The sequence below is a fragment of the Arsenicicoccus bolidensis DSM 15745 genome (genome assembly GCF_000426385.1).
Lineage (GTDB): Bacteria > Actinomycetota > Actinomycetes > Actinomycetales > Dermatophilaceae > Arsenicicoccus > Arsenicicoccus bolidensis.
The window spans coordinates 1-16,608 of the sequence record NZ_AUFG01000057.1; the positions used below are offsets into that span (position 1 = coordinate 1).

At 70.9% G+C, this 16,608-nt stretch carries 13 protein-coding genes and 1 tRNA gene; 3 read left to right on the top strand and 11 right to left on the bottom strand.

The genetic code is table 11. The features are described from left to right. The 5 genes from K313_RS23720 to K313_RS0118190 form a co-directional block, all read right to left on the bottom strand. Positions 1-440, bottom strand: a 440-nt coding sequence (locus K313_RS23720) for a transposase (RefSeq protein ID WP_156911465.1), incomplete at its 3' end; no start/stop codon positions are given. Beyond that, positions 437-1,762, bottom strand: a complete 1,326-nt coding sequence (locus K313_RS0118175; protein ID WP_029212822.1) for an MATE family efflux transporter — start codon at positions 1,760-1,762, stop codon at positions 437-439. The genes K313_RS0118175 and K313_RS23720, both read right to left, overlap by 4 nt. 64 nt (positions 1,763-1,826) lie before the next feature. Beyond that, positions 1,827-3,284, bottom strand: a complete 1,458-nt coding sequence (locus K313_RS0118180; RefSeq protein ID WP_084413029.1) for a sugar transferase — start codon at positions 3,282-3,284, stop codon at positions 1,827-1,829. Between the two features lie 218 nt (positions 3,285-3,502). After that, positions 3,503-4,708, bottom strand: coding sequence for an NAD(P)-dependent malic enzyme (locus K313_RS0118185; protein ID WP_029212824.1), 1,206 nt, complete (start codon positions 4,706-4,708; stop codon positions 3,503-3,505). 215 nt (positions 4,709-4,923) lie between these two features. Then, positions 4,924-5,466: a DUF5709 domain-containing protein gene (locus tag K313_RS0118190; protein ID WP_019285256.1), complete on the bottom strand. Its 543-nt coding sequence runs from the start codon at positions 5,464-5,466 to the stop codon at positions 4,924-4,926. 103 nt (positions 5,467-5,569) lie between these two features. On the opposite strand from K313_RS0118190, the gene K313_RS0118195 reads away from it, so the two are divergent. Next, entirely contained in the window at positions 5,570-7,513 is a 1,944-nt protein-coding gene (locus K313_RS0118195) for a condensation domain-containing protein (protein WP_029212825.1), read from the top strand. A gap of 2 nt (positions 7,514-7,515) precedes the next feature. Here K313_RS0118195 and K313_RS0118200 read toward each other — a convergent pair whose 3' ends face one another. The 3 genes from K313_RS0118200 to K313_RS0118210 all read right to left on the bottom strand — a co-directional run bounded on the left by K313_RS0118200 (position 7,516) and on the right by K313_RS0118210 (position 10,094). Next, the gene (locus tag K313_RS0118200) at positions 7,516-8,184 is read right to left on the bottom strand and encodes a DUF6803 family protein (RefSeq protein ID WP_029212826.1); all 669 of its coding nucleotides are present in this window, start codon (positions 8,182-8,184) and stop codon (positions 7,516-7,518) included. Between the two features lie 93 nt (positions 8,185-8,277). Continuing rightward, positions 8,278-9,396 (bottom strand): sensor histidine kinase, encoded by a 1,119-nt coding sequence (locus K313_RS0118205; RefSeq protein ID WP_029212827.1) that lies wholly within the window; start codon positions 9,394-9,396, stop codon positions 8,278-8,280. Then, positions 9,393-10,094, bottom strand: coding sequence for a response regulator transcription factor (locus K313_RS0118210; RefSeq protein ID WP_034254284.1), 702 nt, complete (start codon positions 10,092-10,094; stop codon positions 9,393-9,395). The genes K313_RS0118205 and K313_RS0118210 overlap by 4 nt, the downstream gene beginning before the upstream one ends. A 130-nt stretch (positions 10,095-10,224) precedes the next feature. Between K313_RS0118210 and K313_RS0118215 the strand changes: the two genes are divergently transcribed. Continuing rightward, the gene (locus K313_RS0118215) at positions 10,225-12,261 is read left to right on the top strand and encodes a heavy metal translocating P-type ATPase (protein ID WP_029212829.1); all 2,037 of its coding nucleotides are present in this window, start codon (positions 10,225-10,227) and stop codon (positions 12,259-12,261) included. Positions 12,262-12,292: 31 nt separating this feature from the next. Here K313_RS0118215 and K313_RS0118220 read toward each other — a convergent pair whose 3' ends face one another. The 3 genes from K313_RS0118220 to K313_RS21715 form a co-directional block, all read right to left on the bottom strand. Next, positions 12,293-13,069, bottom strand: a complete 777-nt coding sequence (locus tag K313_RS0118220) for a 3-keto-5-aminohexanoate cleavage protein (protein ID WP_029212830.1) — start codon at positions 13,067-13,069, stop codon at positions 12,293-12,295. A gap of 193 nt (positions 13,070-13,262) precedes the next feature. After that, positions 13,263-13,335 (bottom strand) — tRNA-Arg (locus K313_RS0118225). A 78-nt stretch (positions 13,336-13,413) separates the two neighbouring features. Further along, positions 13,414-14,223 (bottom strand): WecB/TagA/CpsF family glycosyltransferase, encoded by an 810-nt coding sequence (locus K313_RS21715; protein ID WP_051274216.1) that lies wholly within the window; start codon positions 14,221-14,223, stop codon positions 13,414-13,416. A 181-nt stretch (positions 14,224-14,404) separates the two neighbouring features. Here K313_RS21715 and K313_RS0118235 point away from each other — a divergent pair, with 181 nt between their 5' ends. After that, on the top strand, positions 14,405-16,201 hold the full coding sequence (locus K313_RS0118235) for a phosphoenolpyruvate carboxykinase (GTP) (RefSeq protein WP_034254287.1): 1,797 nt from the start codon (positions 14,405-14,407) through the stop codon (positions 16,199-16,201). Positions 16,202-16,608 lie beyond the last annotated feature (407 nt).

Consider the following 16,608-nt stretch of genomic DNA (forward strand, 5'->3'; position numbering starts at 1 on the left):
GCTGCCGCCTTCAGAATCACGTTGTCTTCCTCGAGGCGGCGCACCTTGGCCTTCAGCTCTTTGATCTCGGTGCGTTCGTCACTGGTGACCCCAACGGCCTGGCCGGCATCGATCTCGGACTGCTTGCACCAGTTACGGATCGTTTCCCGCGACATCCCCAACCGGGTCGCCACCGCCCCAGCGGCAGCCGTCACTGACCCGAACTCGGGCACCTGCTCACGGACCATCCGCACGGCACGGTCCCGCTCCTCGGCGGTGTACTTCTTGGGCATGGACCCCATCCTTCCTGAACCAGAAACGATGCGGCAGGAGACCGGGGCCGATTCAACGAGCAGGAGAATGCCGCCGCACAACAGTCCAGGCAGGGCGGTGGGGCGCGACCGCACCAGCGCGCCCGCCAGCGCGCCAAGTACGAGGGCCACGGCCAGGGCGAGCGTCACGAGGCAAGTCTGCCGGGCGGGCGGTGCCGCCCCCGGTATCGCGGAGACCGGCCCCCTGCCGCGGAGGCACGGGCTCCATCGCCTGTGAGGAGCACCTCCTCGCGCCGGGAGGCCGCGGCGTAAGAGATCATCCAGCCGGCCAACGTGAAGCCAGAGGACACCAACATCGCGGTTCCGATGGGGTCGTGCCAGGGGACCCATCGCGAACCAGCCACCGGGAGGCTGACGCCGACACAGGCGATCAGCACCACGAATCTGATGAAAGCACCGAACTTCTGGTAGCCCAACGCCAGCGATGCAGCCAGGAACGGGGTGGTCGTCGCGGTCATGATCCCGTGAGCAGCGACGATGATCGCGATCCGCGCGAGGTGTGGATCACTCAGGTGCGTTATGGCGATCATGATGGGCAGACCCGCGCCGGCGCAGACAGCCGAGAGGCCGAAAAGGCCACCGAACAGCAGACTTACCTTGCGTTTGAGTGCTCTGAGGCCGGCGATGGTGGTGGTCTGCCAGGCGTCGAGCCCGAACACAGTCACCACCGTGGTCTGGATGATGTTCAAGGGGCCCAGAGCGGTCTGCAGCACTCGATATGTGCCCGCCGCGTTGTTCCCCACGTACAGGGTGGCCATGAACATCGGCAGGAGGTAGGCGATGGCAGCGAACACCGCGTCCAGGGTGGCCCAACGTCCGAGCTTCCACGCAGATGCCAGCGACTGGCGGGTGTAGCCGCCTCGAGACCTCCGCAGGCCAACCAGGGCAACCACCACTCCCCCGGAGACGGTCGCGGCCCAGACGCAAAGCACCGCGAGCGCCGACTCCGGCATCAGGCCAGCAATGATCGGAACCATGATCGTCACGAAGGTCAGCACGTCGCCGGCGAGCGCCCAACCCGGAAGCTCTCGGGACAGGAGCGCAGAGCGAAGCCCGTCCTGGGCCAGCACCACTGCTGCTACGGCCGACATGCCGGCAAAGGTAGGGAGAATGTCTGAGCCCAGTCCAGGCACCAGGAGAACCAACCCAGCGCTCATGATCACCCCGATGGGGGCTGAGATGCTAACGGCCCAGTCGGCGGGCACCACGGCACGACCGGTGGATCGCTGGGCAGCCATGGCTGGCCCGTAGACGGCGCTGCGCAGGATGCCGATCATGGTCGTCACCATCAGCTGAGCCAGCGAGAACGCGGCGAGCTGTCGGGGGTCCAGATGTCGGGCAGCCCCTGCCACGAGAAAGACACCGGTCAAGGCATTGACCGCGGTGTCCGCGAACATCAAGCCGTTACGGCGCGAGCCCGACAGCCTTTGACGAACATCGAGGATCCGCATCTTCCTCCTCGACGTGACAGACGGTATGGGTTGGGCGTTCATCGCGTCTCGCCCTGAGGCGGGCTCAGCCACCGGAACCGGTGACGACGGAGCCGATTGTGCGCACGATGATCTTGATGTCCAGCCAGAGTGACCAGTTCTGGATGTAGTAGTTGTCGAAACGCGCGCGCTCGGCGATCGACGTGTCGCCGCGCAGCCCGTTGATGGCTGCCCAGCCGGTCAGGCCGCAGGGCACGCGGTGGCGGGCACCGTACGCGGGGTACATCTGCTGGAACTGCTCCACGAAGTATGGGCGCTCGGGGCGTGGGCCGACGACGCTCATGTCGCCGCGCAGGATGTTGATCAGCTGCGGGAGCTCGTCGAGGGAGGTCTTGCGGATGAACTTGCCGAACGCGCTCAACCGGTTGTCTTTGGCGATGTTCCAGTTGGTCTGCGACTCGGCCTCGTTGACGGGGCGCATGGAGCGAAACTTCATGACGGTGACGGGACGACCGTCGACCCCCACCCGCTCCTGCCTGAAGATGATCCCCGGCCCGCCGTCGAGCCGGACACCGAGCGCGACCAGCGCCATGGGGATGGACAGTACGACCAACGCGAGGCCGGACAGCACGATGTCGCCCAGCCGCTTCACGCGCCACATGGGCGAGCGGTAGGCCGCGCGACGGAGGCGGACCAGCGGCACGCCCCAGACGGTGTCCATGTCTCCCTCGACGTGGTGCAGCTCGTAGAGGCGGGGGACGACGAAGAGCTCGGACTCCAGGCGGTCGCAAGTGCGGATCAGCGGCACCATCTCCGACTCCTTCATCGAGGAGAAGGCGACGATCACGACGTGGATCCGGTTGTCGGTCAAGGTGCGCTCGAGCTCCTCGGGCCCGCCGAGGACCGGGAGGACATCCATGGAGTCGACGACCTTGGGGTCGCTGTCCAGGAAGCAGTAGGGGCGCAGGCCGTACTGCGGGTGGTCCTGCAGCAGCTGGGCGATCTCGTGACCGACCACACCGGCGCCGAGGATCAGGGCTCGGTGCCCCACGCGTCCCGTGCGGCGAGCCCAGCGGATGGCGGCGTAGACGAGGGCGCGACCGATCAGCACGAGGGCGAGCAGGGCGAGGGGGAAGGCCAGGACGTGCAGCTCCTCGACGACGTTGGCCATCGGGCGGCTCTCCACCCCGGCCCCCACGATGGCGACGGCGGCGCACGCGATGATCCAGCGGCCGGCGATGGCGGGCAGGTCGTCCAGGGCGGAGAGGTTGAGCCGCGAGTCATAGAGCTTGCTGCCCGCAAAGAGCGCCACGACGATCGCCGTCATCAGCAGCGCGGGACGGGCGTCGATGCCCGTCAGCAGCCAGGCGAGCAGGCAGGCGGTCACGTCGGCGATCACCGTCGCCGCCGCGACGCTGCGCACCCTGGTCCACAGCGAGGGCGTGTAGGCGTGGAGCTCGGGGTCCGTGAGCAGACGAGGGCGCGGACGAGTAGAGCCGCTCACGGTGCGATGCTTGCCGCGCGAGTCGATCACGTCTGTCATGCCCGTCTTCTTCAGGATGAGGTGCGGCTGCGCCGGTGAGCCGAGACGCCCGCACGAGGACCGACCGGCCCACCCGCACAGGGTCTCGCACCGAGGTGACCGGCGCGTATCGATCGGGCCAACTGCGAAGCGGTACTCACCCCATCGGCCCTGGACCGACACGTAGGGTGTGGCTCTCTAGCGGGTCTCCATACGCCCGGTTACGCCCATCTGTCACGTCAGTGACGAAGGACACCCTCCATCTGAGCGGCGCGTGCGACCGATCGGGTGACCGACTCGACCACCGCAGGGTCGAACGGACTGGGAACCACACGATCGGGCGTGGGGTGAGGGACACAGGCTGCGATGGCCTCGGCGGCGGCCAGCTTCATGCCTTCAGTGATGCGGGAAGCACCAACGCTCAGGGCCCCCTTGAAGATCCCGGGGAAGGCGAGGACGTTGTTGATCTGGTTCGGGTAGTCGCTGCGGCCCGTCGCCACGATGGCCGCGTGACGGGCCGCGATGTCGGGGTGGACCTCGGGGTCGGGGTTGGCGAGCGCAAAGATCATGGCGTCCTCGGCCATCCGGCTCACCGCTGCCTCCGGCACGGTGCCCCCGGCCACGCCGATCAGCACGTCGGCGCCGCGCAGTGCCCGCGAGATGTCGCCGGACAGGTCCCGGTGGTTGGTGGTGGCGGCAAGCTGCCTCTTGTGGGGCGGCAGGTCACCGCGGTGCGAGCCGATGATGCCCTGGCGGTCGCAGACCACGATGTCGCGCACCCCTGCGCGCTGCAGCACCTTGGTGATGGCGACGCCCGCCGCCCCGGCCCCGGTGATGGCGATGCGCAGGGACGCCAGCTCGCGACCGAGGACCGTCGCGCCGTTCATGAGCCCGGCCAGGGTGACGATCGCCGTGCCGTGCTGGTCGTCGTGAAAGACGGGGATGTCGAGCCGATCCTTGAGCCGCTGCTCGATCTCGAAGCACCGCGGGGCGCTGATGTCCTCGAGGTTGATGCCGCCGAAGGTCGGCGCGAGCGCCACCACCGTCTCGACGATCTGGTCGGCGTCGGTCGTGGCGAGGCAGATCGGGACGGCGTTGAGGCCACCGAAGTGCTTGAAGAGCATCGCCTTGCCCTCCATCACCGGCATCGCGGCGTGCGGCCCGATGTCCCCCAGCCCGAGGACCGCGGTCCCGTCGCTGACGACCGCGATCGTCGAGGCCCGTGAGGTGTAGGTGTCGGCGAGGGACAGGTTCTCGGCGATCGCCGTGCACACCTGGGCGACGCCGGGGCTGTAGGCGCGGGACAGGTCGGTGGCATCGCGCACCTCGCACCGCAGCGCGGTCTCGATCTTGCCGCCGAGGTGCATGGCAAAGATCGGGTCGGTCGGATCGGGAACGATCGGATCCGGCGTGGTGGTCAGGCGGGACGCGTGGGCATAGGACATGGCAGACCCCAAAGGACGGCGTGGCAGCGCTGGGCGCGTGGTCGTCGCGACGGGATGGGTCGCCGTTCGAGCCGATGGTCTCGGTGCGTCACCCCCGGCATACGGCTCGGTGGTGGGAGCCGAGCCGCCGACGGGCGATCACGGTCCCCACAGGCTACCGACCGGTATGCCGCCCGTCATCGTGCCCTCGGTCACAGGACCGGGACGGCTGGTCGTCAGCCCTGACGCGGGTACTCCCGGTCACCCTCCACGTCCGGGTCGCCGTCGATCACGTGGACCGCGGCCTCCTCGGCCGAGGCGGCGCCGCCGCTGAAGCCCTCGTCGTTGGCCAGGAGGTCGGACTCACGGTCCTCGTGCGCCCCCTCGTCGGGTGCCACCAGACGCCCGGCGCGGCGATCGCCGACCTCGGGGTCACCCAGGAAGTCGTCCTCGACCGAGATCGCGTCGGGGTCGTCCCCGCCCACCCGGTCGTCGCCGTGGCGCACGTGGGCCCGCGGGTCGTGCTCGTCCTGCGGGTCGTCCGGCAGCTCCTCCTCGAGGCGCATGTCGATCGACTCCCCGTCGTGCTGCTCCTGCGCCGTGATGCCATAGCTCTCGACCTCACGGGGACGCTCCGGCGGGGAGTAGCCCTCGTCCAGCAGGTCGTCCACGCCCCGGTCGAGCAGCTGGTCCTCGCCGCTCAGCTGGGTCTCGTCGTCGATGCTGAAGGAGTCCTGGTCGCCGCTGTCGCCGGGCTCGAGGTCGTACTGGTCGCTCATGCCCACACTCTGCCACGCGGACGTCCCGGATCGGGCGGCAGGCACCAGGACGAGTCGACGCAAGCCCCCGCGCGGGTTGGACCGTTCAACTATCCTGATCGGCGTGCCCGACACGGACGCCGACCCCAGCGCCGACCCCAGCGCCGACCCCAGCGCCGGCCGCACCCTCCCCCCTCGTCTCCCTCTCGTCCCCGCCCAGCGGGGCATGCTGCAGGGACACCTGGCCGACCCCGGCTCCCCCGCCTGGAGCGTCGCGCTCCTGACGGAGCTCGCCGGGCCCGTGGACGCCGACGCGCTGGCCGATGCCGTGCGCCGCGTCTCGGTCGAGATGCCGACCCTGCGGCTGAGGGTGGACGTGAGCACCGAGCCTGCGCGCCAGTACGTCGGGGGCCTGACCGACGACGTCGTCACCGTCTCCCGGCTCGACGTCGTCTCCCGCCTCGACGTCCCCGATGCCACTGCTGCCCCTGACGCCCCTGATGCCACTGACTTCCAGGACATCGACGACATCGACGACGAGCGCACGGCGGCGCGGGAGCTGGCCGAGCGCCTCTGCACCGAGCCCTGGGACGTCGACGCCGGCGGCCCGCTGGTCCGGCACGTGCTGATCGTCGGACGCACCGGGGTCTGGTGGCTGCAGCGAGCCCTGCACGCCATGGTCGACGGCTATGGCGCCTGGCTGGTGCGCAACCGCGTCGTCGAGCAGTACAACCACCTGGTCTCCGGCGCAGAGCTGCCGGAGCGCAGCTATCCCTCGCTGGAGCAGCTCGTCGAGCAGGAGCGGCCCGACCGGGACCAGCAGGCCTTCTGGCGGGACTACCTCGAGGGGACGCCCGACCGGGTGTCGCCGGCCGACCGGGCCCACCACGTCGTGGCCGCCCCGCACCGCCACGACGTCGTGCTCCCCTCGGCCGCGCGTGAGGCGCTCGGCGCCACCCTGGGCAACCGCGTCTGGACGTACCCGCTGATCGCGGCGGGAGCGGCATACAGCGCCCGCGTCAGCGAGGAGCGCACCGCGGTGATCGGCCTGCCCGTGGTCGCGCGCGACACCGTCGTCGACCGCGCCGTGACCGTCAACATGATGAATGTCGTCCCCCTGCGGGTCGGCCTCGAGGACGACGACGACCTGGCCGCCCTGACCCGGCGCGTCGTCGAGAGCGCCCGCGCGACCCGGCCCTACCACCAGACGCCGACGGAGAAGATCTTCGAGGCACTTCCGTCGGCCTGGCGGGCCGGGCGCCTGCACGGGCCCACGATCAACGTCATGCCGTATGACGACGACCCCGTCGTCCCTGGCGTCACCGTCACGACGCAGGCCCTGCAACGCGGACCTGTCTACGACCTGCTGCTGACCATCCACCCGCTCGCCGACGGCTCCCTCGCGATCGAGTGCGAGGCCCATCGCGAGGTCTACACGGCCGAGCAGACCCGTTGGCACGCCGAGCGGTTCGCCACGTTCGTCGCGCGCCTCGCAAGCCACGCCACGCTGGCCACGCCGCTGAGAGAGATCGACCACCTGCTGCCGGAGGAGGCCGAGGCGGCCGCGCTCCTGGCTCGCCCGCGCACCAGCAGCGCGCCGGACGCCCCGGCGCCGCGCTGGGGCGACGTCCTCTCTCCTGACCAGCTGACGGTGCCAGGGCTCGACGCCTCCGAGCCCCGTGGCTACGCGATCCGTGACGCCCTCGGTCGGGCGACGGGCTTCACCCAGGTCGGCGAGCTCGTCGCCCACACCGCGTCAGGGACCGTCGCCACCGGGCAGCTCGCGGCGCTCCTCCCGGACGGCCGCGTGGTGGCGCACGGCCCCGTGGAGGGACGGCGGCAGGTCTACGGCCGGCACGTCGAGGCCGACGGTGTGGCCCACGACGTGGCCCACGACGTGGCCCTGCTCGACGGGGTCGAGTCGTGCACCGCCACGTGGGAGGGCCGCCGCCTGGCCCTCACCGTCACGCTCACCCCCGGCGCGTCCGAGGCCGACGTCGCCCGCGCCGCCAAGCAGACCGCGCCCTCGGGCACCCGACCCGTCGTGCACCTGAGCGCCCTCGTCTGAGGTCAGTGGTGCATGCCGGGCATCATCGTGCCGCCCGGCATCTCGTGCTGCCCGCCGCCCTGGGTCCACCCCATGACGGCGGGGTCGAGCATCCCGGCGATCATGGCGACGTGGGCGACGACGAGGAACACCGCCACGAAGGCCACGTGCAGCTTGCGGGCATGGCGCGCGTCACGTCCGAGCAGGCCCGCAGCGACGAGGCTGATGCCGACCATCGGCACGGCGCCGAGCAGGTAGGCCAGGACCGCGATGACATCGGCCGGCCCTCGCCAGCCACCGTCCAGGGTGAGCGGGAGGACGGCATACCGGAGCAGGTGCACGAGGATCGCGACCATCACCGGCCCCGCGAGCAGCCCCGCCCAGCGGCTGAGCCCGTGCACCCACGACGGCGCGGGGCGAGCGAACAGGACGACCAGCTCCGTGATCGCCAGGGTCTCGGCGAGGATCACGGGAATCGCCATGAACAGCAAGAGGTTCCAGGGCTGCTGGACCGCGAGCAGGCCCATGTAATGCGTCATCGACATCCCGTCCATGCCGCTGCCCTGGGTGCGGTCGGGTGTCAGCAGGCCGACGACCACGGCCAGCGCCGTGAGGACCGCGAGGGTGGTGGCGGCACCGCGCCGCGGTGCGTGATCGGTCGCGGCGGGGGTGGCCGCGGTCAGCGTGCTCATGGTGGTCTCCCGGGTTCGGTGGAGCTCGACGGGGACCACGCTGCGCCCCACGTGCGAAGAGCTGCCGCAGGAACTGTGAAGGTTCGATGAAGGTCAGGCCGGGGGCAGGGCGATGGTGAAGGTCGCTCCCCTGCCCGGGCCGTCGCTGCGGACGTCGAGGGTGCCGCCGTGGGCCGAGACGATGGCCCGCGAGATGGACAGTCCCACACCGGTCCCCGTGACGGACTCGGGTTCGCGCCGCCGTCCCGGGTCAGCGCGGTAGAAGCGCTCGAACACGTGCGGGAGGTGCTCAGCCGCGATGCCCGACCCGGTGTCGCTGACCGCGACCGTGGTGCCCGTCGCGCGGCTGCGCACCTCGATCCGGACCGAGTCCCCCGCCGTGCAGTGCTGCAGCGCGTTGCGCAGGAGGTTGTCGACCACCTGTCCCAGCCGTGAGGGGTCGGCGAGCACCCGCGCAGGAGGGTCCTCGCCGATGTCGAGCTCCAGGCGCACCCCCTGACGGGCGTATGCCGCAGCCGCCGCACCGGTGGCCGCCCGGACCACATCGGCCGGGTCCACCGCCTCTCTCCGCAGGTCGAGCCGCCCCTCCTCGGCAGCAGACACGTCCTTGAGGTCGGTGGCGAGGCGCTCGAGGCGCCTGGTCTGGGCGCGCAGCGTGGCGAGCGTCGCGTCGTCGAGGGGTGTCACGCCGTCCTCGACCGCCTCGAGGGTGACCTGGATCGCCGCGATCGGGGTGCGCATCTCGTGCGAGAGATCGGTGAGCAGGCGGCGACGGGTGGCCTCCGTGCCGGCGATCTGCCCGGCCATGGCGTTGAACGTCCGTGCCACGGCGTCCAGCTCGCGCCCCGTCGGCTGCATCACCACGGGTTGGTCGTAGTGGCCCTGGGCGACCTCGTCTGCGCCCCTGGCGAGCGCGTCCAGGGCACGGCCGATCCGGCGGGTCACGAAGGCGCTGGCCCCGACCGCCGCCAGGACCGCGAGCGCGAAACCGGCTCCCATCGACGCCAGCCCCGCCGACCGGAACGCCTCCTGGGCGTGCGCGAGGAGCTGCGGCTGCTCGCCGTGGCCCGCCTCGTGCATGTGCTGGTCGAACACCGCCGGTCCGATGACGAGCGCGGCGACGACCATGGTGACGGTCATCGCGGCGATCACCGCCACCTGGGCGAGCACCAGCCGGTGGGTCAACGACCCGTTCACCCGTCGGGACGTCATCGCCCCGTCCCCATCCGGTAGCCGACACCACGCACGGTGCAGATGTAGCGCGGGCTGGCGGGATCGTCGGCCAGCTTGCGGCGGACATGGGCGACGTGCACGTCGACCAGGCGGTCGTCGCCGACCCAGTCAGGCCCCCAGACGGCGTCCACGAGCTGGCGCCTCGAGTAGGCGAACCGCGGCTGGCTGGACAGGGCGTCGAGCACGTCGAACTCGGTGCGCGTCAGGTCGACCAGAACCCCTCCCAGCTCGACCTCCCGCGCGTCGGGGTCGATCACCAGGTCACCGAAGATCCGGCGGGCTGAGCCCTGGACCAGCCCACCCGCCCTCGGACGACGAAGCAGGACCTGGACCCTGGCGACGAGCTCGCGCGCGCTGAACGGCTTGGTCATGTAGTCGTCGGCACCCACGGACAGCCCCACCAGCAGGTCGACCTCGTCGGCGCGCGCGGTCAGCATCAGGACGTAGCAGTCGGAGAAGGTGCGGATCTGGCGACACACCTCGACGCCGTCCAGCCCGGGCAGGCCCAGGTCGAGCACCACCACCTCGGGCGCCCACCCACGGGCGACCTCCACCGCCTCGCGACCGTCCGCGACCATGCGCGTCTGGAAGCCGGCCCGGTCCAGGTAGCTGGCAACCGTGCCCGCGAGCACGGGCTCGTCGTCGACGACCAGGGCACGGACCGGTGCGGGCTGCATGGCCCCAGTGTCACGCACCCGACGGTGTTCCCACGTCCTTTCACCCACGGACTCGGTGGAATACCCGGTGGGGCGAGCATGTTCCGGCCTATACCCCCTAGGGGTATACGTCATCGAGAGGACCCGGACCATGAGTCACGACCACGCCCAGCACAGGAGCCACGGCGGCCACGGCGGCCACGAGCACGCGGACCACGTCGCGGTCTTTCGCCGCCTCTTCTGGGTGATGCTGGTCCTTGCCGTACCGGTCGTCGGCCTCAGCGAGATGTTCGCGATGCTCGTCGGCTACTCGTTGCCCGAGAGCTCCTGGCTGCCATGGGTCTCGCCGGCCCTCGGCACGGTGATGTACCTCTGGGGCGGGCGACCCTTCCTCGAGGGCGGCTGGTCAGAGGCACGCTCGCGCAGGCCCGGCATGATGCTGCTCGTCGCGCTCGCCCTCACCGTTGCGTTCGGGGCCTCCTGGGGCGCGAGCCTGGGGCTGGTCGACCACACCCTCGACTTCTGGTGGGAGCTGGCGCTGCTGGTGGTGATCATGCTCCTCGGGCACTGGATCGAGATGCGGTCTCTGGCCCAGACCACCTCCGCGCTCGACTCGCTCGCCGCCCTTCTCCCGGACGAGGCCGAGAAGGTCGTCGGCGACGACGTGGTCGCCGTCGACCCCTCCGAGCTGGTGGTCGGTGACGTCGTCGTCGTCCGTCCGGGGGCCTCGGTCCCGGTGGATGGCCGGATCGTCGCCGGGTCCGCCAGCATGGACGAGTCCATGGTCACCGGCGAGTCGCGGACCGTCCGCCGGGCAGCCGGCGACACCGTGGTCGCGGGCACCGTCGCCACCGACTCCGGCCTACGGGTCCAGGTGACGGCCGTCGGTGACGACACCACGCTCGCCGGGATCCGCGCCCTGGTCGCCGACGCCCAGTCGTCCACCTCGCGAGCCCAGCGGATCGCCGACCGGGCTGCGGCCTGGCTGTTCTGGTTCGCCCTCGCGGCCGCGATCGTGACCGCGGTCGTCTGGACCAGTGCGGGTATGCCGGACTCGGCCGTCATCCGTACCATCACGGTGCTCGTCATCGCCTGCCCCCACGCCCTGGGCCTGGCCATCCCGCTGGTCGTCCAGATCGCCACCGAGCGAGCCGCCCGCGGAGGAGTCCTCGTCAAGGACCGACTGGCGCTGGAGTCCATGCGCACCGTGGACACCGTGCTCTTCGACAAGACGGGCACGCTCACCAAGGGCGAGCCCACCGTCACCGGCGTGGAGCCCACCCGGGGTCGTTCGGCCGACGAGCTGCTCGCGCTGGCCGCCGCCGCGGAGACCGACAGCGAGCACCCTCTCGCACGCGCCATCGTCGGCGCCTCCCAGGCGAGGGCGATCTCGGTGGCGCGCGCCACCGACTTCTCGTCGTCGCCCGCCGTGGGCGTCCGAGCAACGGTCGACGGGTCCGTGGTCGAGGTCGGTGGTCCGCAGCTCCTCGAGCAGCGGTCCCAGCGCGAGCTGCCCGTGTCGGATGCCTGGCGCGCCGAGGGCGCGATCATCCTGCACGTCCTGGTCGACGGCGAGGTGGCCGGGGCCGTGAGGCTCGCCGACGAGGTCCGTCCCGAGTCGCGCGAGACGGTCGACGCCCTGCACGACCTCGGCATACAGGTGGTCATGATCACGGGCGACGCGCAGACCGTGGCCGACACCGTCGGCCACGAGCTCGGCATCGACCGCGTCTTTGCGGGCGTCCGACCGGAGGACAAGTCCGCCAAGGTCGCGGAGCTGCAGGCTGAGGGCCGCCGGGTCGCGATGGTCGGCGACGGCGTCAACGACGCTCCCGCCCTCGCCCAGGCGGACGTCGGCATCGCGATCGGGGCCGGCACGGACGTCGCGATCGGCTCGGCCGGCGTCGTCCTCGCCTCCTCCGACCCGCGGTCGGTCCTGTCGGTGGTCGAGCTGTCCCGGGCGACCTACGCCAAGATGCGCCAGAACCTCTGGTGGGCCGCCGGCTACAACCTCGTCTCGGTTCCCCTCGCCGCGGGGGTGCTCGCACCCGTGGGCTTCGTCCTCCCCATGAGCGTCGGCGCCGTCCTGATGTCCCTGTCCACCGTGGTCGTGGCCGTCAACGCGCAGCTCCTGCGCCGTCTCGACCTCGCCCCGGGGCAGAGCGCACGCCGCCTCCGGACCGTCTGACCGCTGCCCGCCGCGGCGGCATACCGCGCGCTCAGTCGTTGCTGTCGGCATCGGTCGCGGTCGCTCTGCTCGATCGGGTCTCGGCGACGCGAGTGAGAGCGGCGTGCACCAGCTGCGCGTTTCCGTCAGCGGTCGCGCCGCCCGGCAGCCGGGTGGTGTCTTCGAGGCCGACCCGGGTGTCCAGCCCCAGGCGGGCGGCGAGGTCGATGGCTGCCCAGGTGCTGCCCTCGGCGCCGTGCAGCAGGACCGGGAGGTCCGGCTCGAGGCGGTGGACGCCGTCGATGAGTGGTGTCGCCTGACGGGCCACCCAGGCGGCGGCGTCCTCGTCCGGGACGTCGGCCAGCTCGACCAAGGCTCGCAGGCAGCTCCCCCGCCACGGCGAGGCTTGCCATCGGGCCAGCCCTTCCCCGGGCCAGATCCCGGCCTCGACGCCGATGCCGCGGTCGATCAGGGCGGCGGCGACGTCATCTGCTCCGTCCTCGTGCCAGTTGACCGAGGCGAAGTCGGGCAGTGCCGTCCACGACCGGACCGACCGGACCCGTGACGCCGGGTCGGGTGACGCCCAGGCGCCGGTGGTCACCCCCACGGGAACGCCTGGGCAGGTCTGTCGAACGGCCAGCACGAACCTCGCCACGTCGTCGGCGTCCAGGGTGTCCACGCCGGCGGCGTCCTTGGGGTGGACGTGGACGGCCGAGGCGCCGGCATCGACAGCCGCCCGGGCCTCCACCGCGACCTCGCGCTCGTCGGCGGACAACCGGGGATGCTCCGCCAGCGGGCGCGGACCGTTGACGAAGACCTTGATCATCATGAGCAGCAACCTAGGCATCGATCAGGCGACTCGGCCAGTCTCGGCGAGACTCGGCCCGATCGAGCTGGCTGACGCCGCGCTGCGGGCCTCGCGGCTCGGCGCCAGCGCGGCCCACAGGGACCCTGGGGGCATGCGAAGGGCCCCGACCAGCGTCTCCGCCGGCCGGGGCCCTTGCTTCTGTCTCAACACAGAGCGCACCCGAAGGGATTCGAACCCCTAACCTTCTGATCCGTAGTCAGATGCTCTATCCGTTGAGCTACGGGTGCAGTCGCCGCGACGTCCGTGAGGGCGTTGCAACGAGGTACGACATTACAGCAGAGGGGGCCTCCGCACGAAATCGGACGTCAGTAGCGGCGGCGCGGCTGCGAGTGGGTGACCAGGCGGGCCAGCGAGGGCGGGCCCTGCAGGAGATAGCGGCGGGCCAGGCGCTTGGGCTCGCGCGACAGGCGGTAGGCCCACTCGAGGTGGTTGTCCTGGTAGAACTGCGGCGCCCGCTGCACGGTCCCGGCGATGAAGTCGGCGGCGGCGCCGTACGCCAGCAGGGCACGTGCCCCGGACGCGACGCCGTGGTCGCGGATCCAGTCCTCCTGGCGCGGCTTGCCCAGCCCCACGACGACGACGTCGGTGCCGGCCTCGCGCACCGTCTCGGCCCACCGGGCCGCGCCCTCGGGCGAGGTGATGTCGGCGCGCTCCGGCGCCCAGGTCCCCGCGATGCGGAGGTCGGGCAGACGGCGGCCGAGCTCCTCGCGCAGCCGCACGTGCATGTCCGGCATACCGCCGAGGAACCCGACCGAGGCACCCTCCTCGGCCGCGACGCGGAGCTGGGGCTCCAGCAGACCCGCGCCGGTGAGCCGCGGATAGGTCACCCCGGTGAGCTGCTTGGCCGTGATCACGAAGGGGGCACCGTCCATGAGGGTCAGCCACCGCAGGCCGCCCTCGACCGGGCCGGCGGCCGAGCCGGTGGCGGAGCCGGTGGCCGCGCTGGTGGCGGAGCGGTCGTGCGAGCCCGTGGGATACCAGTGGAGGTGGTCGAGGTTGGCGGACTCGATCGCGAGCGGCCCGCCCTCGCCCCGCAGAGCACCGCGATAGAGGTCGAGGACCTCCTGCTCGCTCCCGGCGTCGACCTGGACCCCACCCATCAGCAGCTGCTGCACCTGCCCGCACTCCCTCGCTTCTCGTCATACATATCTCGACTCAACTATGTCAGGGAAGGCGAGCCTCAGTGTGACCTTCCCCGCAGATCGACCCCCTCGGTGGCCCGCCCTGTGGCCAGCGGTTACCGTGACAAGCACAGCCTTGCCAATGACGGCAACCAGAAGGGATGGCCGGATCCATATGTCCACCACGCACAAGAAGCTCGCGGCCTGGGTCGATGAGATCGCCGCTCTGACGACGCCGGACCAGATCCACTGGATCACCGGCACGGACGAGGAGGCCGCGCAGCTCAACCAGGCGCTGGTCGACTCCGGGACCTTCATCAAGCTCGACGAGGACAAGAAGCCCAACAGCTACTACGCGGCGTCCGATCCAAACGACGTGGCCCGGGTCGAGGACCGCACCTACATCTGCTCCAAGGAGGAGAAGGACGCGGGCTTCACCAACAACTGGATGGCCCCCGACGAGATGAAGCCGATCATGCGCGACCTCTACCAGGGGTGCATGAAGGGCCGCACGATGTACGTCATCCCCTTCGTCATGGGCCACCTCGAGGCCGACCAGCCGATGTACGGCGTCGAGATCACCGACTCCGCCTACGTCGTCGCCTCGATGCGCGTCATGGCCCGCGTCGGCTCCGACGTGCTCAAGCAGATGGAGGAGACGCAGGCCGACTTCGTCGAGTGCCTCCACTCCGTCGGCGCGCCGCTGGCCGAGGGCGAGCAGGACGTCCCGTGGCCCTGCAACGACACCAAGTACATCGTGCACTTCCCCGAGGAGCGCGCGATCTGGTCCTTCGGCTCCGGCTACGGCGGCAACGCCCTGCTCGGCAAGAAGTGCTACGCGCTGCGCATCGCCTCCGCCATCGCCCACGACGAGGGCTGGATGGCCGAGCACATGCTGATCCTCAAGCTCACCAACCCCGAGGGCAAGACGCACTACATCGCCGCGGCCTTCCCGTCGGCCTGCGGCAAGACCAACCTCGCGATGCTCGCCCCCACCATCCCCGGCTGGGAGGCCGAGATGGTCGGCGACGACATCGCCTGGATGCGCTTCGGCGAGGACGGCCGGCTGTATGCCGTCAACCCCGAGTTCGGCCTGTTCGGCGTGGCCCCCGGCACGGGGTGGAGCACCAACAAGTCCGCGATGGAGACCATCGAGGCCGGCAACTCGGTGTTCACCAACGTCGCGCGCACCAAGGACGGCGACGTCTGGTGGGAGGGCATGACGGACGACAAGCCCGCCGAGCTCATCGACTGGAAGGGCAACGAGTGGACGCCTGACTCCGGCACCAAGGCCGCCCACCCCAACGCCCGCTTCTGCACCCCGATCAGCCAGTGCCCGATGGCCGCGGCGGAGTACGACTCCCCCAACGGCGTGCCGATCTCGGCGATCCTGTTCGGCGGCCGCCGCGCCACGACCATCCCGCTGGTCGCCCAGTCCCGCGACTGGAAGCACGGCACCTACATGGGCGCCACGCTCTCCTCCGAGACCACGGCTGCTGCGACCGGCGCCGTCGGCGTCGTGCGCCGTGACCCGATGGCCATGCTGCCCTTCATCGGCTACAACGCCGGTGACTACGTGCAGCACTGGCTGACCATCGGCAACAAGGGTGACGCGGACAAGCTGCCCAAGATCTTCCAGGTCAACTGGTTCCGCAAGGACGACGACGGCAAGTTCGTGTGGCCCGGCTTCGGTGAGAACTCCCGCGTCCTCGCGTGGGTCGTCGACCGCCTCGAGGGCAAGGCCGAGGGCGTCGAGTCGCCGATCGGTCTGCTGCCCAAGCCCGAGGAGATCAACACCGACGGCCTCGACCTCACGGACGAGCAGCTCGCCACGGCCCTCGCGTTCGACAAGGCCGGGTGGGAGCAGGAGCTCCCGATGGTCGAGGAGTGGTTCGGCAAGTTCGGCGACGAGCTGCCGGCCGAGCTGCGCGCCGAGCTCGACGGTCTCAAGGAGCGCGTCTCCAACGCCTGACCCGCCGGGGGTAGGGGCATCGACCGGCCTTCGTCCGCCAGGCTGATGATCCCGCCGGGGGTAGGGGCATCGACCGGCCTTCGTCCGCCAGGCTGATGATCCCGCCGGGGGTAGGGGCATCGACCGGCCTTCGTCCGCCAGGTCGAGGATCCCGCCCCCGGTAGGGGCATCGACCGGCCTTCGTCCGCCAGGCTGATGAGACCAAGGCCGGTCGATCTTTTTCCCCCCGGTATGCCGAAGCCCGGCGCGTGACCTCGTGCAGGCCACGCGCCGGGCTTCGGCATACGACCACTCGGCGGGAGGTGCCCGGCCGCTCGCACCCCGGTCCGGCAGGTCCGCGTCAGCCCGTCGTCACGGCGATCTCGTCGCCGAGACGCCACCCCGGTGCCAGCGGCAGCTGGTCGCCC

What these genes read in the sequence shown, in the direction of transcription:
- K313_RS0118175 (WP_029212822.1), bottom strand. Translation starts at nt 1,762, where the DNA reads ATGCGGATCCTCGATGTTCGTCAAAGGCTGTCGGGCTCGCGCCGTAAC.
- K313_RS0118185 (WP_029212824.1), bottom strand. Translation starts at nt 4,708, where the DNA reads ATGTCCTATGCCCACGCGTCCCGCCTGACCACCACGCCGGATCCGATC.
- K313_RS0118180 (WP_084413029.1), bottom strand. Translation starts at nt 3,284, where the DNA reads ATGACAGACGTGATCGACTCGCGCGGCAAGCATCGCACCGTGAGCGGC.
- K313_RS0118220 (WP_029212830.1), bottom strand. Translation starts at nt 13,069, where the DNA reads ATGATGATCAAGGTCTTCGTCAACGGTCCGCGCCCGCTGGCGGAGCAT.
- K313_RS0118200 (WP_029212826.1), bottom strand. Translation starts at nt 8,184, where the DNA reads ATGAGCACGCTGACCGCGGCCACCCCCGCCGCGACCGATCACGCACCG.
- K313_RS0118215 (WP_029212829.1), top strand. Translation starts at nt 10,225, where the DNA reads ATGAGTCACGACCACGCCCAGCACAGGAGCCACGGCGGCCACGGCGGC.
- K313_RS0118235 (WP_034254287.1), top strand. Translation starts at nt 14,405, where the DNA reads ATGTCCACCACGCACAAGAAGCTCGCGGCCTGGGTCGATGAGATCGCC.
- K313_RS0118210 (WP_034254284.1), bottom strand. Translation starts at nt 10,094, where the DNA reads ATGCAGCCCGCACCGGTCCGTGCCCTGGTCGTCGACGACGAGCCCGTG.
- K313_RS0118190 (WP_019285256.1), bottom strand. Translation starts at nt 5,466, where the DNA reads ATGAGCGACCAGTACGACCTCGAGCCCGGCGACAGCGGCGACCAGGAC.
- K313_RS0118205 (WP_029212827.1), bottom strand. Translation starts at nt 9,396, where the DNA reads ATGACGTCCCGACGGGTGAACGGGTCGTTGACCCACCGGCTGGTGCTC.